The 25,042-nt window shown below is 65.2% G+C and carries 19 protein-coding genes; 17 read left to right on the top strand and 2 right to left on the bottom strand.

The annotated features are described in order from the left end of the window. Positions 1-181: 181 nt before the first annotated feature. The 7 genes from BLS61_RS09550 to BLS61_RS09520 all read left to right on the top strand — a co-directional run bounded on the left by BLS61_RS09550 (position 182) and on the right by BLS61_RS09520 (position 8,640). On the top strand, positions 182-1,159 hold the full coding sequence (locus tag BLS61_RS09550) for a dipeptidase (RefSeq protein WP_090430202.1): 978 nt from the start codon (positions 182-184) through the stop codon (positions 1,157-1,159). 170 nt (positions 1,160-1,329) lie between these two features. Beyond that, a complete protein-coding gene (locus BLS61_RS09545; RefSeq protein ID WP_024306595.1) occupies positions 1,330-1,860 on the top strand; it encodes a 4-vinyl reductase in 531 nt (176 codons plus the stop codon). Positions 1,861-1,968: 108 nt separating this feature from the next. Further along, entirely contained in the window at positions 1,969-4,026 is a 2,058-nt protein-coding gene (gene dgcA, locus BLS61_RS09540; RefSeq protein ID WP_090430200.1) for a dimethylglycine demethylation protein DgcA, read from the top strand. 159 nt (positions 4,027-4,185) lie between these two features. After that, positions 4,186-6,147 carry a dimethylglycine demethylation protein DgcB gene (dgcB, locus tag BLS61_RS09535; RefSeq protein ID WP_090430198.1) on the top strand — a complete coding sequence of 654 codons (1,962 nt, stop codon included), beginning with the start codon at positions 4,186-4,188 and terminating at the stop codon, positions 6,145-6,147. An 88-nt stretch (positions 6,148-6,235) separates the two neighbouring features. Further along, complete coding sequence (gene etfA, locus BLS61_RS09530) at positions 6,236-7,468, top strand: electron transfer flavoprotein subunit alpha (RefSeq protein WP_090430196.1); 1,233 nt, start codon at positions 6,236-6,238, stop codon at positions 7,466-7,468. 62 nt (positions 7,469-7,530) lie between these two features. Next, positions 7,531-8,304, top strand: coding sequence for an electron transfer flavoprotein subunit beta (etfB, locus tag BLS61_RS09525; RefSeq protein ID WP_090430414.1), 774 nt, complete (start codon positions 7,531-7,533; stop codon positions 8,302-8,304). Between the two features lie 84 nt (positions 8,305-8,388). Further along, the gene (locus BLS61_RS09520) at positions 8,389-8,640 is read left to right on the top strand and encodes a hypothetical protein (protein ID WP_090430194.1); all 252 of its coding nucleotides are present in this window, start codon (positions 8,389-8,391) and stop codon (positions 8,638-8,640) included. Between the two features lie 264 nt (positions 8,641-8,904). Here the strand turns inward: BLS61_RS09520 and gbdR are convergent, their stop codons facing one another. Beyond that, on the bottom strand, positions 8,905-10,002 hold the full coding sequence (gbdR, locus tag BLS61_RS09515) for a choline metabolism transcriptional regulator GbdR (protein ID WP_090430192.1): 1,098 nt from the start codon (positions 10,000-10,002) through the stop codon (positions 8,905-8,907). Between the two features lie 600 nt (positions 10,003-10,602). Between gbdR and BLS61_RS09510 the strand changes: the two genes are divergently transcribed. The 8 genes from BLS61_RS09510 (at position 10,603) to betA (ending at position 21,041) form a co-directional block, all read left to right on the top strand. Continuing rightward, the gene (locus tag BLS61_RS09510) at positions 10,603-11,499 is read left to right on the top strand and encodes an ABC transporter substrate-binding protein (protein WP_090430190.1); all 897 of its coding nucleotides are present in this window, start codon (positions 10,603-10,605) and stop codon (positions 11,497-11,499) included. Between the two features lie 951 nt (positions 11,500-12,450). Next, complete coding sequence (locus BLS61_RS09505) at positions 12,451-13,656, top strand: quaternary amine ABC transporter ATP-binding protein (RefSeq protein ID WP_090430188.1); 1,206 nt, start codon at positions 12,451-12,453, stop codon at positions 13,654-13,656. After that, positions 13,649-14,533 carry a choline ABC transporter permease subunit gene (gene choW / locus BLS61_RS09500; RefSeq protein WP_090430186.1) on the top strand — a complete coding sequence of 295 codons (885 nt, stop codon included), beginning with the start codon at positions 13,649-13,651 and terminating at the stop codon, positions 14,531-14,533. The genes BLS61_RS09505 and choW overlap by 8 nt, the downstream gene beginning before the upstream one ends. A 27-nt stretch (positions 14,534-14,560) precedes the next feature. After that, positions 14,561-15,505 (top strand): choline ABC transporter substrate-binding protein, encoded by a 945-nt coding sequence (locus BLS61_RS09495; protein ID WP_090430184.1) that lies wholly within the window; start codon positions 14,561-14,563, stop codon positions 15,503-15,505. A 196-nt stretch (positions 15,506-15,701) separates the two neighbouring features. Continuing rightward, positions 15,702-16,553, top strand: coding sequence for a glycine betaine ABC transporter substrate-binding protein (locus tag BLS61_RS09490; RefSeq protein ID WP_090430182.1), 852 nt, complete (start codon positions 15,702-15,704; stop codon positions 16,551-16,553). A 218-nt stretch (positions 16,554-16,771) separates the two neighbouring features. Continuing rightward, a complete protein-coding gene (betI, locus tag BLS61_RS09485) occupies positions 16,772-17,362 on the top strand; it encodes a transcriptional regulator BetI (RefSeq protein ID WP_090430180.1) in 591 nt (196 codons plus the stop codon). Positions 17,363-17,708: 346 nt separating this feature from the next. After that, entirely contained in the window at positions 17,709-19,181 is a 1,473-nt protein-coding gene (gene betB / locus BLS61_RS09480) for a betaine-aldehyde dehydrogenase (protein ID WP_090430178.1), read from the top strand. A gap of 153 nt (positions 19,182-19,334) precedes the next feature. Next, positions 19,335-21,041 carry a choline dehydrogenase gene (betA, locus tag BLS61_RS09475; protein WP_090430176.1) on the top strand — a complete coding sequence of 569 codons (1,707 nt, stop codon included), beginning with the start codon at positions 19,335-19,337 and terminating at the stop codon, positions 21,039-21,041. Here betA and torT read toward each other — a convergent pair. After that, positions 21,030-22,049 carry a TMAO reductase system periplasmic protein TorT gene (gene torT, locus BLS61_RS09470; protein WP_090430175.1) on the bottom strand — a complete coding sequence of 340 codons (1,020 nt, stop codon included), beginning with the start codon at positions 22,047-22,049 and terminating at the stop codon, positions 21,030-21,032. The two genes, betA and torT, sit on opposite strands and share 12 nt — an antisense overlap. A gap of 141 nt (positions 22,050-22,190) precedes the next feature. Here torT and mdtD point away from each other — a divergent pair, with 141 nt between their 5' ends. Both mdtD and dbpA read left to right on the top strand, forming a co-directional pair. After that, positions 22,191-23,612 carry a multidrug transporter subunit MdtD gene (gene mdtD, locus BLS61_RS09465; protein WP_090430173.1) on the top strand — a complete coding sequence of 474 codons (1,422 nt, stop codon included), beginning with the start codon at positions 22,191-22,193 and terminating at the stop codon, positions 23,610-23,612. A gap of 49 nt (positions 23,613-23,661) precedes the next feature. After that, positions 23,662-25,038, top strand: coding sequence for an ATP-dependent RNA helicase DbpA (gene dbpA / locus BLS61_RS09460; protein ID WP_090430171.1), 1,377 nt, complete (start codon positions 23,662-23,664; stop codon positions 25,036-25,038). The last annotated feature ends 4 nt before the right edge of the window (positions 25,039-25,042 follow it).

Below are 25,042 nucleotides of genomic sequence, written 5' to 3'. Positions count from 1 at the left end.
CTAAAGCCGCTCCTACAGGTGATGAAGTGCGCGGGGCGAACATATCCGTTCGCGACCTCGGCTTGACGCTTTCGGCAAACCCCCAGTCGTTTTTGTACCGGGTCGCCCAGCCCCCCGGGGATAAGCTCTCCCCAAAGCGCCGACAACCGACTCGGCGCGCCAGTATTAGGGGACAAGCCTGATGAGCCCAGCCGAATTGCACGCCGACAGCATCGTCATCGACGGTCTGATCATTGCCAAGTGGAACCGCGAACTGTTCGAAGACATGCGCAAAGGCGGCCTGACCGCCGCCAACTGCACCGTGTCGGTGTGGGAAGGTTTCCAGGCCACCGTCAACAGCATCGCTGCCAGCAGCAAGCTGATCCGCGAGAACAGCGACCTGGTGATGCCGGTACGCACCACCGCCGACATCCGCAAGGCCAAGGAACAGGGCAAGACGGGCATCATCTACGGTTTCCAGAACGCCCATGCGTTCGAGGACCAGATCGGCTACGTCGAGGTGTTCAAGCAGCTCGGCGTGGGCATCGTGCAGATGTGCTACAACACCCAGAACCTGATCGGCACCGGCTGCTACGAGCGTGACGGTGGCCTGTCCGGCTTCGGTCGCGAGATCGTCGCCGAGATGAACCGCGTGGGCATCATGTGCGACCTGTCCCACGTCGGCAGCAAGACTTCCGAGGAAGTCATCCTCGAGTCGAAGAAGCCGGTGACCTACTCCCACTGCCTGCCTTCCGGCTTGAAAGAGCACCCGCGCAACAAGTCCGATGAAGAACTGAAGTTCATTGCCGACCACGGCGGTTTCGTCGGCGTGACCATGTTCGCGCCGTTCCTGGCCAAGGGCATCGACTCGACCATCGACGACTACGCCGAAGCCATCGAGTACGTGATGAACATCGTCGGTGAAGACGCCATCGGCATCGGTACCGACTTTACCCAGGGTCACGGCAAGGAATTCTTCGAATACCTGACCCACGACAAGGGCTACGCCCGCCGCCTGACCAACTTCGGCAAGATCATCAACCCGCTGGGTATCCGTACCGTCGGCGAGTTCCCCAACCTCACCGAAACCCTGCTGGGGCGCGGCCATTCCGAGCGCGTTGTACGCAAGATCATGGGCGAGAACTGGGTGCGCGTACTGGCCGACGTCTGGGGCGAGTAAGCCTTTTTAACAGCCCCTCTCCCCCGGCCCCTCTCCCATAAATGGGAGAGGGGAGCAAAGCGGCCGGCATGCACTTGAAGTCATGCATGCACGGACAGCCCCCTCTCCCGCTTGCGGGAGAGGGCTGGGGAGAGGGCAAAAAAAACCAACGAATTCTGGAGTTTGAACACATGGCCACCCACGCCCCCGAAATGCCCATCCTGGTCGACGACGAAACCGGCGTCTGGACCACCGACGCCCTGCCGATGCTCTACGTACCGCGGCATTTCTTCGTCAACAACCATATCGGCATCGAGGAAGTGCTCGGCGCCGAGAAGTACGCCGAGATTCTCTACAAGGCCGGCTACAAGTCCGCCTGGCACTGGTGCGAGAAGGAAGCCGAGTGCCATGGCCTGTCCGGCGTGGCGGTGTTCGAGCACTACATGAAGCGCCTGTCGCAGCGCGGCTGGGGTCTGTTCAAGATCCAGTCGATCGACCTTGAGGCCGGTACCTGCGAGGTGCGCCTGGATCACTCGGCCTTCGTCTACGTCTACGGCAAGTGCGGGCGCCCGGTCGACTACATGTTCACCGGCTGGTTCGCCGGGGCCATGGACCAGATTCTGCAGGCCCAGGGCAGCAGCATTCGCACCGTCGCCGAACAGGTCTACGGTGCTTCGCAGGAAGGCCACGACCACGGCCTGTTCCGCGTCAAACCGCTCTAACAACAAAGGTCTGTGGGAGGGGCTTCAGCCGCGACTGGCCAACCGCTATCGCCGCTAAAGCGCCTCCCACGAAGTAACCCCAGGCCGCTTTTCCGTGAGGGTGCCGCAATGGCTTTCGAAGCAATGTTCCAGCCGATCCAGATCGGCAAACTGACCATCCGCAACCGCGTGCTCTCCACCGCGCATGCCGAGGTCTATGCCACCGACGGCGGCATGACCACCGAGCGCTACGTCAAGTACTACGAAGAGAAAGCCAAGGGCGGCATCGGCCTGGCCATCTGCGGCGGCTCGTCGGTAGTCGCCATCGACAGCCCGCAGCAATGGTGGAGCTCGGTGAACCTGTCCACCGACCGCATCATTCCGCACTTCCAGAATCTTGCCGATGCCATGCACAAGCACGGCGCCAAGATCATGATCCAGATTACCCACATGGGCCGTCGCTCGCGTTGGGATGGCTACCACTGGCCGACCCTGATGTCGCCGTCCGGCATCCGTGAACCGGTGCACCGCGCCACCTGCAAGACCATCGAGGTCGAGGAAATCTGGCGGGTGATCGGCAACTACGCGCAGGCTGCGCGTCGGGCCAAGGAGGGCGGCCTGGACGGCGTCGAGCTGTCCGCCGTGCACCAGCACATGATCGACCAGTTCTGGTCGCCACGCGTCAACAAGCGTACCGACGAATGGGGCGGTACCTTCGAGGGCCGCATGAAGTTCGGCCTGGAAGTGCTCAAGGCCGTGCGCAAGGAAGTCGGTGACGATTTCTGCGTGGGCATGCGTATCTGCGGCGACGAATTCCACCCGGATGGCCTGTCCCATGAGGACATGAAGCAGATCGCCGCCTACTACGACGCCACCGGCATGATCGATTTCATTGGGGTCGTTGGCTCAGGGTGCGACACCCACAACACCCTGGCCAACGTCATCCCCAACATGAGCTACCCGCCGGAGCCCTTCCTGCACCTGGCGGCCGGCATCAAGGAAGTGGTCAAGGTGCCGGTGCTGCACGCGCAGAACATCAAGGACCCGAACCAGGCCACGCGCATCCTCGAAGGCGGCTACGTGGACATGGTCGGCATGACCCGCGCGCATATCGCCGACCCGCACCTGATCGCCAAGATCAAGATGGGCAAGATCGACCAGATCAAGCAGTGCGTCGGCGCCAACTACTGCATCGACCGCCAGTACCAGGGCCTGGACGTGCTGTGCATCCAGAACGCCGCCACCAGCCGTGAATACATGGGCGTGCCGCACATCATCGAGAAATCCACCGGGCCGAAGCGCAAGGTGGTGATCGTCGGTGGTGGCCCGGCCGGTATGGAGGCCGCGCGCGTCGCTGCCGAGCGCGGCCACGACGTGACCCTGTTCGAGAAGCAGGACCAGCTCGGCGGGCAGATCACCATCGCTGCCCGCGCACCGCAGCGTGACCAGATCGCCGGTATCACCCGCTGGTACCAGCTGGAGCTGGCACGTCTGGGCATCGACCTGCGCCTGGGCACCGGTGCCGACGAAGCCACCATCCTCGATCTCAAGCCCGACATCGTGGTGCTGGCCAACGGTGGTCATCCGTTCCTCGAGCAGAACGAGCACTGGGGCGCTGCCGAAGGTCTGGTGGTGAGCAGCTGGGATGTGCTCTCGGGCAAGGTTGCACCGGGCAAGAACGTGCTGGTGTACGACACCATCTGCGAATTCACCGGCATGTCGGTGGCGGATTTTCTCGCCGACAAGGGCGCGCAGGTCGAGATCGTCACCGACGACATCAAGCCGGGCGTAGCCATGGGCGGTACCACCTTCCCTACCTACTACCGCAGCCTGTACCCGAAAGAAGTGATCATGACCGGCGACATGATGCTGGAGAAGGTCTACCGCGAGGGCGACAAGCTGGTTGCCGTGCTGGAGAACGAATACACCGGCCAGAAGGAAGAGCGGGTGGTCGATCAGGTGGTGGTGGAGAACGGCGTCCGTCCGGACGAGGGCCTCTACTACGCGCTCAAGGACGGTTCGCGCAACAAGGGGCAGATCGACGTCGAGGCGCTGTTCGCGATCAAGCCGCAACCTTGCCTGAGCGAGACAGGGGGTTACCTGCTGTTCCGCATCGGCGACTGCGTGGCCCAGCGCAACACCCATGCGGCGATCTACGACGCCCTGCGGTTGTGCAAGGATTTCTGATGCTGGTCTCCCCTCTCCCGCTTGCGGGAGAGGGGGCGGGGGAGAGGGGCCGTTAGGCGGTGACTTTCGGTCCCTGCTCCCCCTCTCCCTAACCCTCTCCCCGCAGGGGCGAGGGGACTGAAACGTGTTGTTTTCCGGTCCCGCGAAGGAGACCACGAGATGTTGAACACCCTCCTCCCCATCCTGCTCTTCGCCGCCCTGGCCCTTGCGGTCATTGGCGCGGCCAAGCGCTTCTTCATGTGGCGTCGCGGCCGACCGGCCAAGGTCGACTGGATCGGCGGCCTGCTGAAGATGCCGCGTCGCTACCTGGTGGACCTGCACCATGTGGTCGAACGCGACAAGTACATGTCCAAGACTCACGTGGCCACCGCCGGTGGTTTCGTCCTCGCCGCCGTACTGGCGATCGTCGTGCACGGTTTCGGCCTGCATAACCGCATCCTCGGCTTCGCCCTGCTGGCGGCCACGGTGCTGATGTTCGTCGGCGCCCTGTTCGTCGCCAAGCGCCGGCGCAATCCGCCTTCGCGCCTGTCGAAAGGCTCGTGGATGCGTCTGCCCAAGAGTCTGCTGATGTTCGCGGCGAGCTTCTTTATCGCCACCCTGCCGGTCGCCGGAATTCTGCCAGCCGGCTTCGGCGGCTGGATTCTGGCCGTCATCCTCGCCGTCGGCGTGGCCTGGGGCGTGTCCGAGCTGTTCTTCGGCATGACCTGGGGCGGGCCGATGAAGCATGCCTTCGCCGGCGCCCTGCACCTGGCCTGGCACCGCCGCGCCGAGCGTTTCGGCGGCGGTCGCTCGACTGGTCTGAAAGCCCTCGATCTGGACAACCCGAAAGCCCCGCTGGGCGTGGAAAAGCCCACCGACTTCACCTGGAACCAACTGCTTGGCTTCGACGCCTGCGTGCAGTGCGGCAAGTGCGAGGCCATGTGCCCGGCCTTCGCCGCTGGTCAGCCGCTGAACCCGAAGAAGCTGATTCAGGACATGGTCATCGGCCTGGCTGGTGGCAATGACGCCAAGTTCGCCGGTTCGCCCTACCCCGGCAAGCCGCTGGGCGAACACAGCGGCGGCCCACACCAGCCGATCGTCGATCTGAACGGCAAGGCCCTGGTGGATGCCGAGACCCTGTGGTCCTGCACCACCTGCCGCGCCTGCGTCGAGGAATGCCCGATGATGATCGAGCACGTCGATGCCATCGTCGATATGCGCCGTCATCTGACCCTGGAAAAGGGCGCCACCCCGAACAAGGGTGCCGAGGTGCTGGACAATCTGATCGCCACCGACAACCCCGGCGGCTTCAACCCGGGCGGTCGCCTGAACTGGGCCGCAGACCTGAACCTGCCGCTGCTTGCCGACAAGCAGGAGGCCGATGTGCTGTTCTGGGTCGGTGATGGTGCCTTCGATATGCGCAACCAGCGCACCCTGCGCGCCTTCGTCAAGGTCCTCAAGGCTGCTGACGTCGATTTTGCCGTGCTCGGCCTGGAAGAGCGCGACAGCGGCGACGTGGCCCGCCGCCTGGGCGACGAGGCGACCTTCCAGCAGCTGGCCAAGCGCAATATCGCCACCATGGCCAAGTACCGCTTCAAGCGCATCGTCAGCTGCGACCCGCACAGCTTCCACGTGCTGAAAAACGAATACGGCGCCCTCGGCGGCCACTACGAAGTACTGCACCACAGCACCTTCATCGACGAGCTGGTGCGCAAGGGTTCGCTCAACCTGGGCCAGAGCAAGGCGACCAGTGTGACCTATCACGACCCCTGCTACCTCGGCCGCTACAACGGCGAGTACGAGGCGCCGCGCACCGTGCTCAAGGCCATCGGCATCGAAGTGAAGGAAATGGAACGCTCCGGTTTCCGTTCGCGCTGCTGCGGCGGTGGCGGCGGCGCACCGATCACCGACATCCCCGGCAAGCAGCGGATTCCCGACATGCGCATGGTCGACATCAAGGAGACCGGCGCCGAACTGGTGGCCGTGGGCTGCCCGCAGTGCACGGCAATGCTCGAAGGCGTGGTCGCACCGCGTCCGGAGATCAAGGACATCGCCGAGCTGGTGGCCGAAGTGCTGATCGAGCCCGTCGAGGTGGCGGCAAAAAAGCCGGCAGCCAGGCGTGAACTGGCGGAGGTGCAGTGATGAACACGATCGACGTAGGGCGGGTGCAACCCGCCAGCATCTCTCCGGCGGGTTGCACCCGCCCTACGCACAGCCTGGAGGCTATGCAATGAGCGACATCATCCGCCGCGACCCACGCGCCGAGTGGATCGCCCGTAACCGCCTGCATCCGCTGCATGCGGCCATGCAGAGCCAGAACCAGACCAGCTGGATGGGCCCCAACGGCATCATCCGCAAGAACCCGCACGCCATCGCCGCCGGTTTCATCGGCCCGGCCGGGCTCAAGCGTATCGATCGCAGCGGTGCCCAGCAGGGCACCGCCGGCAAGCGCAGCAGCGCCAGCGTCGAAGTCCAGCTGCCGCTGCATGTGGTCGAGCAACCGGCCTTCCACGTCTGCGTGGTGCCGGACATGGTCGGCGGTCGCCTGTCCAGCCATGACAAGGATCTGCTCGGCCTGGCCCGCAAGCTGTCCGGCGAGAGTGGCGCCGTGGTCGCCGTGGTGTTCGGCGAGGACAAGGAAAGCGCCTTCGACACGGCCGGCGTCGACCGCCTGCTGCGCATCGAGGGCGATGCCTTCGACGGCTACGCCCCGGAAGCTCGCGTACTGGCCCTGAGCGCAGTGGAAAGCCAGCTGGCGCCGCGTCACTGGCTGCTGCCCGACAGCCGCACCGGTGGCGGCGAACTGGGCCGGCGCCTGGCCGCCAAGCTGGGCGAACGCCCTGCCACGCGCGTCTGGCAGGTCACCGGCGAACAGGCTATTGGCCGTGCCGGCAGTGGCCAGCAGGACATCCAGCGCGCCCTGCCCCGCCTGATCCTGGCGGCAGCCGAATGCGCCGAACCGGTCAGCGAAACCCGTCATGAAGCGCGCCCGCTGGAGTTGGCCGAGAAGGTCGCCCACAGCCTGCCGCGCATCGAGGATCTCGGCCCGGTGGCCGTGGACCCGGCACAGATTCCCATGGCCGAGGCCGAGTTCATTCTTTCCGGCGGCAACGGCGTCAAGGACTGGGAGCTGTTCCACCAGGCCGCCGTCGCCCTCGGCGCCACCGAAGGCGCCTCGCGCGTGGCGGTGGACGACGGCTTCATGCCGCGTAACCGCCAGGTTGGCGCCACTGGTACCTGGGTAACCGCCCGCGTCTACCTGGCCGTCGGTATTTCCGGCGCCATCCAGCACCTGCAGGGCATTGGCGCCTGCGACAAGGTGGTGGCGGTGAACATGGATCCTGGCTGCGACATGATCAAGCGTGCCGATCTCTCAGTGATCGGCGACTCGGCGGAGATCCTTTGCGCGCTGATGGAACGCGTCGCCGCCTGGCGTGAGGAAGGAAAACGTGATGCGGCGTAGCCCGGATGAAATCCGGGTTCACCACCAGCTTTCCCGGATTGCATCCGGGCTACGGGGACACCATGACTGATCTGAATATCGTCGCCCTGGTCTCGGTCGGCGCCCACCCGACCTCCGGCCGCTCGCGCCGCGCCGAACAGGACGCCCGCGCGGTGGAGCTCGGCCTGCGCCTGGCCGGGCAGAATCTGCAACTGCTGCATGCCGGCGATCCGCAGGCTGAAGCGCTGCGCGGCTACCTGGGGATGGGCCTGGAGCAGCTCGATGTACTTGAGCAGCCGGAAGGCGCCGACGCCCTGCCGCTGCTGGTGGACTACCTGCAAGGCAGCCGCACGCAGTTGGTACTCACCGGTAGCCAGGCTGAAACCGGCGAAGGCTCCGGCATGCTGCCGTTCCTGCTGGCCGAACGCCTGGGCTGGCCGATGGTGGTCGGCCTGGCCGAAGTGGAGAAGGTCGAGAACGGCGTGGCCCAGGTGCTGCAGGCACTGCCACGGGGCCAGCGCCGTCGCCTCAAGGTACGCCTGCCCTGTGTGGCCAGCGTCGACAATGCCGCTCCAGTGGCACGCCAGAGCGCCTTCGGCCCGGCCCGCCGTGGCCAGATCGAAGCCCACGAAGTCACCGTGATAGACGATCCGCTGCTGGCCGAGTCCAGCCTGCAGCCGGCCAAGCCAAGGCCGAAGCGCCTGAAGGTGATCAAGGCCAAGACCGGTGCGGAACGGATGAAGGCCGCAACGGCCAAAGCCAGTGGTGGCGGTGGCAAGATACTCAAGGATGTCTCGCCACAGGAGGGTGCGGAGGCTATCTTCAACCTGCTGATCGAAGAAGGCGTCCTGCGTTAGCAGGCGATTGGAAGACTGCCTGCATCACCCTTGCCGCTTCGTCTACGTTGTCAAACGCCAGCCTTGCCACAAGGAGTCACAACCATGATGCACGCCGACCTGATCGACCAGGAGGATTTTCGCGAACGCCTGATCGCGCTGGGCATGAGCATTCCCGCGGGCGCCACGCCGGAGCAGGCCTGCGAACTGGCCGTCAGTGGCCTCAGCCCGGAGCGCGCCGTGGCCCTGCGTCATCTGGTAGAGGAACTGCTCGGCGGCAGCGCCACCCTGCTGCCGAATGTACGCGAAGCCATCAGCCGGCATCTGCTGCCGGCTCTGGTGCCAAAGCCGGCCTGACTTACTCCTCTTCGGCCTACCCGAAGGGTGTCGCAGCCCTGTAAAGGCCGAGCTCACCAACGTGGACCTCACCGCCATGCCGGAGGGGTTCACGCATAGATTGGTGGGCTGAAGCCCACCCTACAACGACTACAATGCACCGCGCAGGGTGGGCCGGGCGGCGATCCGTTTCAGACCGTAGGGTGGGCTTAAGCCCACCAGAAACGACCACCACTCAAAACGAAACGGGGCGCCAGTGGCGCCCCGTTTTCATTGCGGCTCGACTCAGATCCGCACACTGGCAAAGGTCGATTCACCCTGCGCCCGGCTAAGCGCCAGCACCGCACTGGAATTGACCTGCTGCTGTTCGGGAATCGGCAGCAGCACCACCAGGTTGTGGCCTTGCTGGCCGGCACGCTCGTCGCGCGGCGGAATGCCGAAATATTCGCGATAGCACTTGGAGAAGTGCGGGGTGGAAACGAAGCCGCACACCGAGGCCACTTCGATGATCGACATGCTGGTCTGCTTCAGCAGCTGGCGTGCACGGATCAGGCGCAGCTTGAGGTAGTAGCGCGATGGCGAGCAGTGCAGGTATTTCTGGAACAGGCGCTCGAGCTGGCGCCGCGAGATGTCGACGAAGCAGGCCAGCTCGTCGAGGTCGATCGGCTCCTCGAGGTTGGCCTCCATCAGCGCGACGATCTCCTGCAGCTTCGGCTGGTTGCTGCCGAGCATGTGCTTGAGCGGCACGCGCTGGTGGTCCTGCTCGTTGCGAATGCGCTCGTAGATGAACATCTCGGAGATGCCGGCGGCCAGTTCGCGACCATGCTGCTGGCCGATCAGGTGCAGCATCATGTCCATCGGCGCGGTGCCGCCGGACGAGGTATTGCGGTTGCGGTCGATGGAGAACAGACGGGTGGTGATGGCCGCACGCGGGAAGGCTTCCTGCATCGAGGCCAGACACTCCCAGTGCACGCTGCAATCGTAGCCGTCGAGCAGACCGGCCTTGGCCAGTGCCCAGCTGCCGGTGCACACGGCGCCGAGCTGGCGACCCTGGCGTGCCTGCAGCTGCAGCCAGCTGACGTGCTCACGCTTGACGCTGTGCTGGATGTCCACGCCGCCGCAGACGATCACCGCGTCCAGTGCCGGTGCGTTGTGCATGGAAGCGTCCGGGGTGATCTGCAAGCCGTCGCTGGCGCTGACGGGCTGGCCATCGAGGGTCAGCGTGTGCCAGCGATACAGCTCCTTGCCGGAGAGCTGGTTGGCCATGCGCAGGGGCTCCACGGCCGAGGCCAGGGAAATCAGGGTGAAATTGTCCAGGAGCAGGAAGCCGATGGACTGGGCGGCACGATTCTGGGGTTGCGCCCCTTGGCTGGACTGCGACATCGATGGAAACCCTCACGCTAAGCACGGTATCGGCCCGACGGGCGGACCTTGGTTTTGTTATGCGCTGATTCGAGACCAGCTGGTCATGGAAATCACGCAAAGCCCATGCCGAAATTGATCAGGCCTTCAATAAAAAACGACCGGCGCGCCAACCGGGCTTCGCAAGCTGTTGCAGCAGCCTGCGAACAGCCCGTGAGGCCCGGTTTCCAAGGGCTCTGTGCATTTCGGTAGCACTGTCGAGGATAGCCCCTACACAGCCCCTTCAAGGCAGTAACGGATGGGCGGTAACAGCTCATCGCACGGCTTGCTGAAGGGTGCAGCGCACCAAAAACTGGCGAAATGCCCTCGCCTGCCCCTGCGCTGCCCTGATTCGGGTAGCGGCGGGAAAAGAAGCGCATGGCAGGTCGCCGTCCGAGCCGAGCGCACACTGCGCAGCGCGGAGTGCCTCCGCACTCGCCGGCGTCGGTCAAGACCTGCGCCCGACGCCGAATGACGTCCCTCCTGGGCATGTGGAGGTCGTTTTTCACGATGCAGGCGGTCCGTGATTTGCTTTCTAGTCAGCGACTCCATCCATCGCTCTCGAACAGGCAGGTGTGATCCATGAACAGACTCGCTCATTGGCTGCTTGTAGCCGGCCTGCTGTACGGTGCCACCCTGCCTGCGGCGGAAGCCGAACGATGCGAGATGATCACCTTCGCCGATGTCGGCTGGACCGACATCACCATGACCACTGCCGTCGCCCGCCTGGTACTGACCGATCTGGGCTATCGCACCCAGGTCAGGCGCCTGTCGCTGCCTGACACCTATCAGGCGCTCGCCGAAGGCAAAGTCGATGTCTTTCTCGGCAACTGGATGCCGGCGCAGACCCAGTTGATCGACCCCCACCTGCAAAACGGCCGCATCGAAACCCTGCAGACCAACCTGCCCACCGTGCGCTACACCCTCGCCGTGCTGGAGCCTGCGCACAAAGCCGGCCTGCAGGACTTCGCCGATATCCATCGTTTCAGGGACCAGTTGCGTGGGCAGATCTTCGGCATCGAACCGGGCAACGAAGGCAACGAGATGGTCAAGAGCATGATCCGCGAGAACGTCTTCGGCCTGAGTGACTTCACCCTGGTGGAAAGCAGCGAGAAGGGCATGCTCAACCACGTCGAACGTGCCCAGCAGATGGGGCGCTCCGCCGTATTCCTCGGCTGGGAGCCGCACCCGATGAACGATCGGCTGCGCATGTTCTATCTCTCCGGCGGCGACCAGTATTTCGGCCCCGACTATGGCGCGGCCAAGGTCAATACCGTCGCCCGCGGCGGCTTCGCCAGGGAGTGCCCGAACGTGGCTCGGCTGTTTCGCAACATGGTTTTCACCATCGCCGCGGAAAACCAGTTGATGAGCGGCGTGCTCGAAGGCAATACCAACCGGCGGCGCGTGGCCAAACGCTGGATGGACGACAACCCGGAACTGGTTGCAGGCTGGCGCGAGGGCGTCAGCCGTCGGCAATGAAAAGATCGCGAAAAACCAGTAAATTGCAGCTAAACAGCGGAAAAATCCGCCGTACCACTCGAATCCCTGGCACCTTCCGGAAGAAGCTTTTGGCAGCACAGCAACGGCTGCCTGTTCAACGCTGAAGCGCAATGCTGCAGGAATGTTTTTCGGTGAAGAATGATCTTTTCCGACGCATCGCTGTCAATTTTTTTCAACACCAGCGCAGCGCCCGTGACATGCTGCCTGCAGCCTGATCGGCACGCTGCAAAGCGCGCCGTGCGCGGCCTTCAGGGTTGACCTGAGGGTAAAAGAGTCTGTTAAGGTTTTTAACGCGTACAGCGTACCAGCGCAGTCGAAACCTGCCTGCGGAGGCCAGCGCGAATCGCCGGATCGCCCCCTGTCGGCACCGCGATGACGGGTAAGAAAATCGGTGGACACGCAGCAAACAGCGGCATGTCGCCGCCCAACATGTCAGAGTCGCAAACCGATAATTGCGCAGGCTCCAAGGCTATATCGTTGAGTCAGCCGATAACGTCGCTGCCGGCTCCTTCAGAGGGCGGCAGACCGGGGCCCCACAACCCCGGACCGAAGAACAGATAAGCGCTGGCCCACCACCTTTGCGGGCGCCAGCCCAACAAGAAATTTCGGATGTACGCATGTTCCAGGATGGAACGTGAACCCCCAAGGGATTGGGTTTCGAAACACTGCCAGAGGGTTTGGAAAGCGGTTTGCAGTACGGCAAGGCAAGGTTCACTCATCGACACGATACAACGACGCGACGGGCTGCCGGTGCGCCGCGTGGATGTGTCCGGGTGACTGCGTCAGCCAGCGCAGCGAAACGTTCGCCAACCTCGACTTTCAGAAAACACCCACAGATATCTGAGGCCGGTCACCGCTGTTCTACGCTTCGATGATGCGTGCCCAGTCGTGCCAGCGCCAACTGGATGCCGATTGAAGGGGAAACGTCCCATGCAGTCTGGAAAGATCGTGGTCGAACACCTGTACAAGGTGTTTGGCTCCAACCCACAAGAAGCCATCGGCCTGCTCAAGGAAGGCTGGAGCAAGGAGCGGATCCTCGCCGAGAAGGGCGCCGTGATCGGCGTCAGCGACGTGTCGTTCAGCGTCGAGGAAGGCGAAATCTTCGTGCTCATGGGCCTGTCCGGCTCCGGCAAATCCACCCTGATCCGCCTGATCAACCGCCTGGTCGAACCCAGCGCCGGCGATGTCTACATCGATGGCCAGAACGTGGCCAAGCTGCCGCAGTCGCAACTGATCGACCTGCGCCGTCGCGACATGAGCATGGTCTTCCAGTCGTTCGCCCTGATGCCCTCGCGCAGCGTGCTGGACAACGCCGCCTTCGGCCTGGAAGTGGCCGGCGTCGGCCGCAAGGAGCGCGAGAAGCGCGCCATGGAGGTGCTCGAGCAGGTCGGCCTGGCACCCTTCGCCAGCAAGTACCCGAACGAGCTGTCCGGCGGCATGCAGCAGCGCGTCGGCCTGGCCCGCGCGCTGGCGGTCAACCCCTCGATGATCATCATGGACGAGGCCTTTTCCGCCCTCGACCCGCTCAAGCGCCGCGAGATGCAGGACGTGCTGCTGGAGCTGCAGAAGACCCACCGCCGCACCATCATCTTCGTCTCCCACGACATCGAGGAAGCCATGCGCATCGGTACCCGCATCGGCATCATGGAAGGCGGCAAGCTGATCCAGGTCGGCACCCCGCAGGAGCTGATCGAGAAGCCGGCCAACGAGTACGTGCGCAACTTCTTCGACACCGTCGACACCAGCCGCTACCTCACCGCCGGCCAGCTCAAGGCCGACAGCGTGCCGACCTACGTGTACAACGGCAAGGCGCCGGACGCGGCGAAGATCTGCAAGGAGCTGCAGGCGCTGGACAAGCACTATGCCTTCATCGTCGACGAGGACAACCATTTCCAGGGCTCGATCAGCCTGGAAAAGATCGCCCTGATGGTCGACGGCGACGAGCCCCGTCCGCTCGAGGCCAACGCCCTCAAGCAGGTGGTGCCGGTGCCCGAGGACATGCCGCTGGAAGACGTCATCAGCCGCCTGGTGGACAACGAAGGGCCGATCCCGGTGGTGGACGCCGAAGGTCATTACTGCGGCGCCATCAGCAAGGGCCGTCTGCTGACCCGCCTGCAGGGGGAATCCCATGAGTGACAAGAAACTCGACCTGGGCAGCTGGGTCAACGACGTGGTCCAGCACCTGCTGGACAACTACAGCGGCCTGTTCGACAGCATCGGGCAACTGGTCAGCGGCTTCTCCGAGGGCATCGAGAACCTGCTGATGCTGCCGCCGGCCTGGCTGCTGATCGCCATCTTCGTCGGCCTTGGCCTGTGGCGCATCGGCGTACGCTTCGCCATCTTCACCGCGGTGGCATTCATCCTCATCGTCATGACCGGCTTCTGGGAGCAGACCGTGGTCACCCTCGGACTGACCTTCTCCTCGACCCTGATCAGCCTGCTGCTGGGTATTCCGCTGGGCATCTGGGCGGCGCGCAGCGAGCGCGTGGCCACCATCATCCGGCCGATTCTCGACTTCATGCAGACCATGCCGGCGTTCGTCTACCTGATCCCGGCGGCCATGCTGTTCGGCCTTGGCCGCGTGCCCGGCATCATCGCCACGGTGATCTTCGCCATGCCGCCGGCGGTACGTCTGACCAGCCTGGGCATTCGCCAGGTGAACAAGGAAATCGTCGAGGCCGGCCAGTCGTTCGGCTGCACCAGTCGCCAGTTGCTGTTCAAGGTGCAGTTGCCCAACGCCATGCCGTCGATCATGGCCGGGGTCAACCAGACCATCATGATGGCCCTGTCGATGGTGATCATCGCCTCGATGGTCGGCGCCGGCGGCCTGGGCAACGATGTGCTGGCGAGCATCCAGCGTCTGGACATCGGGCTAGGCTTCGAGAGCGGCATGGCCGTGGTGTTGCTGGCGATCATTCTCGACCGCATCACCGAAAGCTTCGGCACCAAGCAGACCGCCAGGCGTGGCGTGTTCGCCTGGTTCAGCGGCAAGCTGCAGCGCCAGTCCACCTAATCCGTTTCACTTCACAGGGAACCGCAGATGAAAACGATCAAGATCACCGCCGCAATCGGCCTGCTGTCCTGCGCCCTGATGCAGGGTGCCATGGCCGCAGAGCCGGCGAGCTGCAAACAGGTACGTTTCGCCGAAATCGGCTGGGCCGACATCGCCGCCACCACCGGCGTGGCCATGACCCTGGTCGAGGGCCTGGGCTACCAGCCGCGCAAGATCATGGCTTCGGTGCCCATCGCCTTCACCGGTGTGAAAAGCGGCCAGGTGGATGTCTTCCTCGGCTACTGGGCACCCTCGATGGACTCGGTGATCGAGCCCTTCCTCAAGGACAACGGCGTCAAGGTATTGCCCAAGGCCAATCTCGAAGGCGCCAAGTACACCCTGGCGGTACCGACCTACGCCGCCGAAGCCGGCCTGAAGAGTTTTCAGGACATCGCCAAGTTCAAGGATCAGCTGGGCGGCAAGATCTACGGCATCGAGCCGGGTAACGACGGCAACCTGCTGATCGACGGCATGATCAAGAACGATCAGTTCGGCCTCGGCGGCTTCCGCATGGTCGAGTCCAGCGAGGCCGGCATGCTGGTGCAGGTGTCGCGCGCCATCAAGAAGAAGGAGCCGGTGGTGTTCCTCGGCTGGGCGCCGCACCCGATGAACACCCAGCACGACATCACCTACCTGTCCGGTGGCGACGACGTGTTCGGCCCCGACTATGGCGCCGCCAAGGTCTACACCGTGGTGCCGCCGGATTACGAAGCGCGCTGCGCCAACGTCGGCAAGCTGCTGAACAACCTGCAGTTCACCGTCGAGATCGAAAGCCAGCTGATGGAAAAGGTGCTGGAGAAGGAAAACCCGCAGAACGTCGCCAAGGAGTGGATCAAGGCCAACCCGGCGATCCTCGACCAGTGGCTGAGCGGCGTGACCACCTTCGACGGTCAGGACGGCGTCGCCGCCGTGAAGAAACACGTCGGGCTGTAAGCGGCCACGACCCCATTCGGGCCCGCAAGGACCCGGAATCCTCCTCGCTGAACACTAGCGGCCGATTTGGCCGTGACGGGGAGGCTTTGCCCGCGAACCGGCAATCTGCTGCGCAATACGGTTTCGCAAGGCCCGCAATGAGAACGAGCCAGTCAACGATCTTGCAACTGCCACTCACTGATGGAGCACAACAAACATGCGCGTAATCAAGCATCTCTGCCTCGGCGCTGCCGCCCTGGCCATCGGCATGGGCAGCGCCCTGGCCGCCGACAAACCCACCCTGAAGATCGGCTACGTCAACGGCTGGGACGACAGCGTCGCCGTCACCCATGTCGCCGGTGAAATCCTGCAAAGCAAACTGGGCTACAGCGTCGAACTCAAGCCGGTCGAACCCGCCATCATGTGGCAGGGCGTGGCCCGCGGCGACCTCGACGTGACCCTGTCCGCCTGGCTGCCGGCCACCCACGGCGAGTACTACGAGAAGCTCAAGGACAAGGTGGAAGTGCTTGGCACCAACTACTCCGGCGCCAAGATCGGCCTGATCGTGCCGGATTACGTCGAAGCCAAGACCATCGAAGACCTGGAGAAGTACGCCAAGGACTTCGACGGCAAGATCACCGGCATCGACGCCGGCGCCGGCGTGATGCGCCGCACCGAGGACGCCATCAAGGAATACAACCTCTCCAGCATCAAGCTGATGCCGAGCTCCGGCCCGGCCATGGCCACTGCCCTGACCCGCGCCGAGAAGGCGCAGAAGCCGATCGTGGTCACCGGCTGGATCCCGCACTGGATGTTCGCCAAGTGGAAACTGCGCTTCCTCGAAGATCCGAAGAAGGTCTTCGGTGACGACGAGCGCGTCGATACCGTGGCCAACCCCGAGCTGAAGGGCAAGGCGGCCGACGCTGCGGCCTTCCTCGCCAAGCTGTCCTGGAGTGGCGAGGAAGTCGGTGCGGTGATGCTGGCCATTCGCGAAGGCGCCAAGCCGGATCAGGCCGCCAAGGACTGGATCGCCGCCAACCCGGATCGCGTCGACAGCTGGCTGAAGTAACGCAGGCCCGCTAACGCGACGAAGCGGGCTGCTGCGGCCTGCTTCGTCGTTTCCGCGGGGTGTGCCATGCGCACCACGGGTACCCACGATAAGCCCGGACGAACGGCCCAGGTGGCCACGCGCCCCCCTGCGGGAGCGTCCTCCCCGCTTCCCTTGATTGATCGCATGATCAGAATCCGCCTAGACTCCGGCGCAACTTCGCCCGCTGGAGATCCCCCATGCCCAAGGTCGGCATGCAGCCCATTCGCCGTTCGCAACTGATCGCCGCCACCCTGGAAGCCGTCGACCAGGTCGGCATGGCGGACGCCAGCATCGCCTATATCGCCCGCCTGGCCGGGGTGTCGAACGGCATCATCAGCCACTATTTCAACGACAAGAACGGGCTGCTCGAAGCCACCATGCGCCACCTGATGCAGGCGCTGCGCGATGCCGTGGCCGAGCGGCGCCAGGCCCTGAGCGACGACAGCCCGCGCGCCCACCTGCGCGCGATGATCGACGGCAACTTCGACGACAGCCAGGTCAGCGGTCCGGCGATGAAGACCTGGCTGGCGTTCTGGGCCAGCAGCATGCACCAGCCGGCCCTGCGCCGCCTGCAGCGGGTCAACGACCACCGCCTCTATTCCAACCTGTGCGGCCAGTTTCGCCGGGTTTTGCCGCAGGACCAGGCCCGCTTCGCCGCCCGCGGCCTGGCCTCGCTGATCGACGGCCTGTGGCTGCGCGGTGCGCTTTCCGGCGAAGCCTTCGACACCGAACAGGCGCGCCGGATCGCCTACGACTACCTCGACCTGCAGCTGGGCAAGGCTCGCTAGGCTGTTGCGAAGGGGCATTGGGGGTGGTGGTCCATTTTGGGTTTGGTGGTGAGTTTGGTAGTGAGCTTGGTGGGCTGAAGCCCACCCTACGCCCACCCTACGCCCACCCGGCCTGTGGGCGCGGGCGAGCCTCGTAGGGTGCGCCGTGCGCACCAGCCTTTCCCGAATCCCCAGCACGCTCCCGCACAGAAGCTGCACCCAGCCTGATCGACACCTCGACATCCTACTAATGATTGGCGCCCGCCATGTCGCTTTTGGTCACGCCGGGTCGTTTTTATTGATTGATCGTTCAATCTAAATAAAATAGGCTGTTTTCTAGCCAATCATTCGTGCCAGAGGACAGCCCATGCCCCGTTTCGCCGAACAGCAGCTCTACATCGGTGGCCAGTACGTCGCCGCCAGCAGCGGCCAGACTTTCGACAGCGTCAACCCGGCCACCGGTGAAGTGCTGGCCAAGGTGCAGCGCGCCAGCCAGGCCGATGTCGACCGCGCAGTGGCCAGCGCTGCCGAGGGGCAGAAGGTGTGGGCGGCGATGACCGCCATGCAGCGTTCGCGCATCCTGCGTCGCGCCGTGGACATCCTGCGCGAGCGCAACGACGAGCTGGCCGAGCTGGAAACCCTCGACACCGGCAAGCCATTGTCCGAAACCCGCTACGTCGACATCGTCACCGGCGCCGACGTGCTGGAGTACTACGCCGGCCTGATCCCGGCCATCGAGGGCGAGCAGATCCCGCTGCGCGAAACCTCTTTCGTCTACACCCGCCGCGAACCGCTGGGCGTGGTCGCCGGCATCGGCGCGTGGAACTACCCGATCCAGATCGCCCTGTGGAAATCCGCCCCGGCCCTGGCCGCCGGCAACGCGATGATCTTCAAGCCCAGCGAAGTGACCTCGCTGACCGCGCTGAAGCTGGCCGAAATCTACACCGAGGCCGGTCTGCCCGCCGGGGTGTTCAACGTGCTCACCGGCAGCGGTCGCGAAGTCGGCCAGTGGCTGACCGAGCATCCGGGCATCGAGAAGGTGTCCTTCACCGGCGGCACCGTCACCGGCAAGAAGGTCATGGCCAGCGCCTCCAGCTCCAGCCTCAAGGAAGTGACCATGGAGCTGGGCGGCAAGTCGCCGCTGATCGTGTTCGAAGACGCCGACCTGGATCGCGCCGCCGACATCGCGGTGATGGCCAACTTCTACAGCTCCGGCCAGGTGTGCACCAACGGCACCCGCGTGTTCGTGCCGCGCATGCTGCAGGCGCGCTTCGAAGCCAAGGTGCTGGAGCGAGTCAAACGCATCCGCCTCGGCGATCCGCTGGATGACGCCACCAACTTCGGCCCGCTGGTCAGCTACGCGCACATGGAAAGCGTGCTCGGCTACATCGACAAGGGTCGCAGCGAGGGTGCGCGCCTGCTGATCGGCGGCGCGCGCGTGACCGACGGCGACTACGCCAAGGGTGCCTACGTGGCGCCGACCGTGTTCACCGACTGCCGGGACGACATGACCATCGTGCGCGAGGAAATCTTCGGCCCGGTGATGAGCATCCTCATCTACGACAGCGAAGAGGAAGTGATCCGCCGCGCCAACGACACCGACTACGGCCTCGCCGCCGGCGTGGTGACCCGCGACCTGAACCGCGCGCACCGGGTGATCCACAAGCTGGAAGCCGGCATCTGCTGGATCAACACCTGGGGCGAGTCGCCGGCCGAGATGCCGGTGGGCGGCTACAAGCAATCCGGCGTCGGCCGCGAGAACGGCCTGGTCACCCTCGGCCACTACACCCGCATCAAGTCGGTGCAGCTGGAAATGGGCGATTACGCCTCGGTGTTCTGAGCGCCAACGCCACGCCATGTAGGAGCGGATTTATCCGCGAAAGCATCGCGGCTGAAACCGCTCCTACAAAAAGATCGTCGCACCGTAGCCCGGATGCAATCCGGGAACCGGCACCGCGTTTTCCCGGATCGCAACCGGGCAGCAGGAGGAGACATGTCGCAAGAATTCGACTACATCATCATCGGCGCCGGTTCGGCCGGTAACGTGCTGGCCACCCGCCTGACCGAAGACGCAGACGTCAGCGTGCTGCTGCTCGAAGCCGGCGGCCCCGACTATCGCCTGGATTTCCGTACCCAGATGCCCGCCGCCCTGGCCTTTCCGCTGCAGGGCCGGCGCTACAACTGGGCCTACGAGACCGACCCCGAGCCGCACATGAACAACCGCCGTATGGAGTGCGGACGCGGCAAGGGCCTGGGCGGCTCCTCGCTGATCAACGGCATGTGCTACATCCGCGGCAACGCCCTGGACTTCGACAACTGGGCCAAGGCCAAGGGCCTGGAAGACTGGACCTACCACGACTGCCTGCCCTACTTCCGCAAGGCGGAAAGCCGCGACATCGGCCCCAACGATTACCACGGCGGCGACGGCCCGGTCAGCGTGACCACGCCCAAGGCCGGCAACAACCCGTTGTTCCACGCCATGGTCGAGGCCGGCGTGCAGGCCGGCTATCCGCGCACCGATGACCTCAACGGCTACCAGCAGGAAGGCTTCGGCCCGATGGACCGCACCGTCACCCCGCAGGGCCGCCGCGCCAGCACCGCGCGTGGCTATCTGGACCAGGCACGGGCGCGCCCCAACCTGAGCATCGTCACCCACGCCACCACCGACCGCATCCTGTTCGACGGCAAGCGCGCCAGCGGCGTCAGCTACCTGATCGGCAACGCCAACGATGCCACCGAAGCCCGTGCTCGCCGCGAAGTGCTGCTGTGCGCCGGCGCCATCGCCTCGCCGCAGATCCTGCAGCGCTCCGGGGTCGGCCCCGCCGCGCTGCTGCGCGAGCTGGACATCGCCCTGGTACACGAGCTGCCCGGCGTCGGCCAGAACCTGCAGGATCACCTGGAGATGTACCTGCAGTACGCCTGCACCCAACCGGTGTCGCTGTACCCGGCGCTCAAGCTGCTCAACCAGCCGGGCATCGGCGCGCAGTGGCTGTTCACCGGCAACGGCATCGGCGCCAGCAACCAGTTCGAGGCCGGCGGCTTCATCCGCACCCGCCCGGAGTTCGCCTGGCCCAACATCCAGTTCCACTTCCTGCCGGTGGCGATCAACTACAACGGCAGCAACGCGGTGAACGAGCACGGCTTCCAGGCCCATGTCGGCTCCATGCGCTCGCCCAGCCGCGGGCGCATCCAGCTCAAGTCGAAGGACCCGCGCCAGCACCCGAGCATCCTGTTCAACTACATGAGTCATGAGCAGGACTGGCAGGAGTTTCGCGATGCCATCCGCATCACCCGCGAGATCATGGCGCAGCCGGCGCTCGACCCGTACCGCGGCCGCGAGATCAGCCCTGGTATCGACTGCCAGAGCGACGCCGAACTGGATGCCTTCATCCGCGAGCACGCGGAAACCGCCTTCCACCCATCCTGCTCGTGCAAGATGGGCGAGGACGACATGGCGGTGGTCGACGGCCAGGGTCGCGTGCATGGCCTGCAGGGCCTTCGTGTGGTGGACGCCTCGATCATGCCGGAGATCATCACCGGCAACCTCAACGCCACCACCATCATGATGGCCGAGAAGATCGCCGACCGGATTCGCGGGCGCCAGCCGCTGCCGCGCAGCAACGCCCCCTACTTCGTCGCCGGCGAGCGACCGGTGCGTGGCGCACCGCTACGCAGCCTGGAGGAAAGGTTAGTCGGGTAGCTCCTGGCGGATCATCCAGTGGCCCTCGGGCGGCATCAGCCGGCCGAGGTCGAAGCGTTCCAGCGAGCCGGCATCGAGCATCTCGATGCGCGGGCTCACCAGCTGCGGCAGCGTCTCGCCCTGCAGGCCACGAACGGCGAGGTCCAGGGCGATGCGCGCCTGTATCACTGGCGAATCGGTAGGCGCTGCCAGCACCTGCCCCTCACGAATCTGCTCCAGCACCCGTTCGGTGGCGTACAGCGACAGCACACGCGCCTCGGAGCCGATGTTACGCGCCAGTTGCGCGGCAAAGGCTGCCGCTTCGGCATTGGCGATCAGGTAGTCGAGATGCGGGTGCCGCTTGAACAGCTCTCGCACCAGTTGCGCCTGCCGGCTGCGATCCACCGGGGCATAACCGCCATGCACCAGGGTCACCCTGGTTCCGGCCAGGGCCTGGTGCAGGCCGCGCTCGGCATCCTGCACCCAGCCGGCGTCGGCAGGCCCCGGCAGCCAGCCGACCTGAATCTGTCGACCGCCGCTGAGGCGCACCAGATAGCCGAGCGAGGCACGCGCCATATCGGCAAAGTCGACCCGCGAACGTGTGCTCAGGCCACGGCAATCCAGGCGGTTGACCAGATCGACCACGGGCCGGCCGGCATTGCTTTGCACTTCTGCCAGGCTGCACAGGTCATAGGTGTTGATGCTGGCGACGACAAAGGCGTCGGCGCCCTCGGCCACGCAATGCTCGAACTGCGCCACCTGCACGTCGGCATGCTCGTAGCCACCGGCCTCGTAGATACCCAGCCGCACCCCCAGGCGGTCGGCCTCCTGGTCCAGCCCCCAGGCCACGCCCCACCAATAGCGGTCCTTGCCATGCGGGAGCAGCGCACAGACACGCCAGGGCTGGCTGGCCACCGGCAAAGGCCGGTAATCCAGCAGACGACCATCGACGTGTACCGGATAGGGAAACCAGTCGGCTGCCAGCAGAGCCTGACAGGCCAGCGTAAGCCACAGAGACAACCAGCGCATGAAGCTGTCCTTAGCCCTTGCGGGGCGATGTGCCAGTAAACCCAGCGTAGCACTCGCTCTGGCGCGCGCTTCCACCGGCGCATGCCGTTGCCGCCGCCCGACCGGCCACCTAGAGTGAAGCGCACAGACCATGAGGACAGCATGACCGCCCCCAACCCGCTCGACCCACGCACGGCCCGCCTGCTGCCCTGGATTGTCGCCATCGCCTTCTTCATGCAGACGCTGGACGGCACCATCCTCAACACCGCGCTCCCGGCCATGGCCGCCGATCTGGCCGAGGACCCGCTGCGCATGCAGTCGGTGGTGATCGCCTACATGCTCACCGTGGCCCTGCTGATCCCCGCCTCGGGCTGGATCGCCGACCGTTTCGGCACGCGGCGTATCTTCTTCGGTGCCATCGCCCTGTTCAGCCTCGGCTCGCTGCTCTGCGCGCTGGCGGAATCGCTGAACATGCTGATTGGCGCGCGGGTCATCCAGGGCCTTGGCGGCGCGCTGATGATGCCGGTCGGGCGGCTGGTGGTACTGCGCGCCTATCCGCGCTCGGAGCTGGTGCGGATCATGAGCTTCATCACCCTGCCCGGCCTGCTCGGCCCGCTGATCGGCCCCAGTCTCGGCGGCTGGCTGGTGGTGGTCGCCAGCTGGCACTGGATCTTCCTGATCAACCTGCCGGTGGGCCTGCTCGGCTGCTGGGCGGCGCTGCGGCACATGCCGGACTTGCGCGGGCCACAGCGCAGCCGTTTCGATACGCCGGGTTTCCTGCTGTTCGGCGCCGCCATGCTGCTGATCACCGTGGCCCTGGAGGGGCTCGGCGAACTGCACCTGCCGACCATGCGCGTGGTGCTGTTGTCGCTCGGCGGCATGGCCTGCCTGGCCGCCTACTGGCTGCGTGCCGGACGCATCGAGCAGCCGCTGTTCGCCCCCAGGCTGTTCCACACCCGCAGCTTTGCCGTGGGCATCATCGGCAACCTGTTCGCCCGCCTCGGCAGCGGCGCCCTGCCCTTTCTCACCCCCCTGCTGCTGCAACTGGCACTGGGCTACTCGCCGGCGCAGGCCGGCATGAGCCTGATCCCCCTGGCGCTAGCGGCCATGGCGGTCAAGCCGCTGGCCAGGCCGCTGATCGAACGCCTCGGCTACCGCAACATCCTCACCGGCAACACCCTGCTGCTCGGCGCGCTGATCGCCAGCCTGGCGCTGATCGACGGGCAGACCTCGACGCTGCAGCTGATCGTGCAGCTGAGCCTGATCGGCGCCTGCAACTCGCTGCAGTTCACCGCGATGAACACCCTGACCCTGATCGACCTGAACAACCGCGATGCCAGCAGCGGCAACAGCCTGCTGTCGGTGGTGGTGCAGCTGGCGATGGGCCTGGGCGTCGCCTCGGCCGCGGCGCTGCTCAGCGGCTTCAGCCGTGAGCTGGGCGACAGCGGGCAGGTGCTGCAGGCCTTCCAGGCCACCTACCTGTGCGTCGGCCTGCTGTCGATGCTGGCGGCGGCGATATTCCTGCAACTGGATGCGAAAGACGGCCGCGGCGGGCGCAATATCGAGGTTTCAGCGGAAGAATGAGCGGGCCTGCTACACTGCCGGCCTGTTTATCCCTGCCCGAGCTCTCGCCGTGACCGCCAACGCCTTCGCCAGCCTGCCCCTTTCTGCCGCCATGCAGGCCAACCTTGCCGCCATCGGCTACGCCGAGATGACGCCGATCCAGGCTGCCAGCCTGCCGCTGATCCTCAAGGGTCGCGACCTGATCGCCCAGGCCAAGACCGGCAGCGGCAAGACCGCGGCCTTCGGCATCGGCCTGCTGCACCCGCTCAACCCGCGCTACTTCGGCTGCCAGGCACTGGTGCTGTGCCCGACCCGCGAGCTGGCCGATCAGGTGGCCAAGGAAATCCGCCGCCTGGCCCGCGCCGCCGACAACATCAAGGTGCTGACCCTGTGTGGCGGCGTGCCCTTCGGCCCGCAGATCGGCTCGCTGGAGCATGGCGCCCACGTCATCGTCGGCACCCCGGGCCGGGTGCAGGAACACCTGCGCAAGGGCACGCTGAAGGTGGACGGTCTCAACACCCTGGTGCTCGACGAGGCCGACCGCATGCTCGACATGGGCTTCGTCGACAGCATCGCCGAGATCATCGAACAGACCCCGGCGCGACGCCAGACCCTGCTGTTCTCCGCCACCTATCCGGCCGGCATCGAGCAACTCGCCGCGCGCTTCCTGCGTACCCCGGAGCGGGTCGAAGTCGAGGCGCTGCACGACGACGATCAGATCGAGCAACGCTTCTACGAAATCGCTCCCGGTCAGCGCATGCAGGCGGTCAGCACCCTGCTGCGGCATTTTCGCAAGCAGCCGGTGGTGGCCTTCTGCGCCACCCGTCAGCAATGCGACGAACTGGCCGCGCAGCTGGAAGCCGAGAAGATTTCCGCCGCGGCCCTGCATGGCGACCTGGAGCAACGCGAACGCGACCAGATTCTCGCCCTGTTCGCCAACCGCAGCCTGAGCGTGCTGGTGGCCACCGACGTGGCCGCCCGCGGTCTGGATATCGCCGGCCTGGAGATGGTGATCAACGTCGAGCTGTCACGCGATGCCGAGGTGCATATCCACCGCATCGGCCGCAGCGGCCGCGCCGGCGACAAGGGCCTGGCACTGAGCCTGGTGGCGCCTGCCGAAGCCGGCCGTGCCCAGGCCATCGAGGCCCTGCAGGGCAAGGCGCTGGCCTGGTATCCGCTGCCCGCGGCCAAGGCTGGCGGCGAGCCGCTGCTGCCGCCGATGCACACCCTGTGCATCGGCGCCGGGCGCAAGGAGAAACTGCGCCCCGGCGACATCCTCGGGGCGCTGACCGGCGATGCCGGCATCCCCGGCGACCAGGTCGGCAAGATCGCCCTGTTCGATTACCAGGCGCTGGTCGCCGTGCAGCGTGACGTGGCACGCCAGGCCCTCAAGCGCCTGAGCGAAGGCAAGATCAAGGGACGCACGCTGCGTGTGCGTCTCCTGTAAGGCT

It is taken from the genome of Ectopseudomonas guguanensis (assembly GCF_900104265.1).
In the GTDB taxonomy this organism is placed as follows: Bacteria; Pseudomonadota; Gammaproteobacteria; order Pseudomonadales; family Pseudomonadaceae; genus Aquipseudomonas; species Aquipseudomonas guguanensis.
Note: the sequence above shows the minus strand (reverse complement) of the source record. Positions and strands in the feature narration are given on the sequence as shown.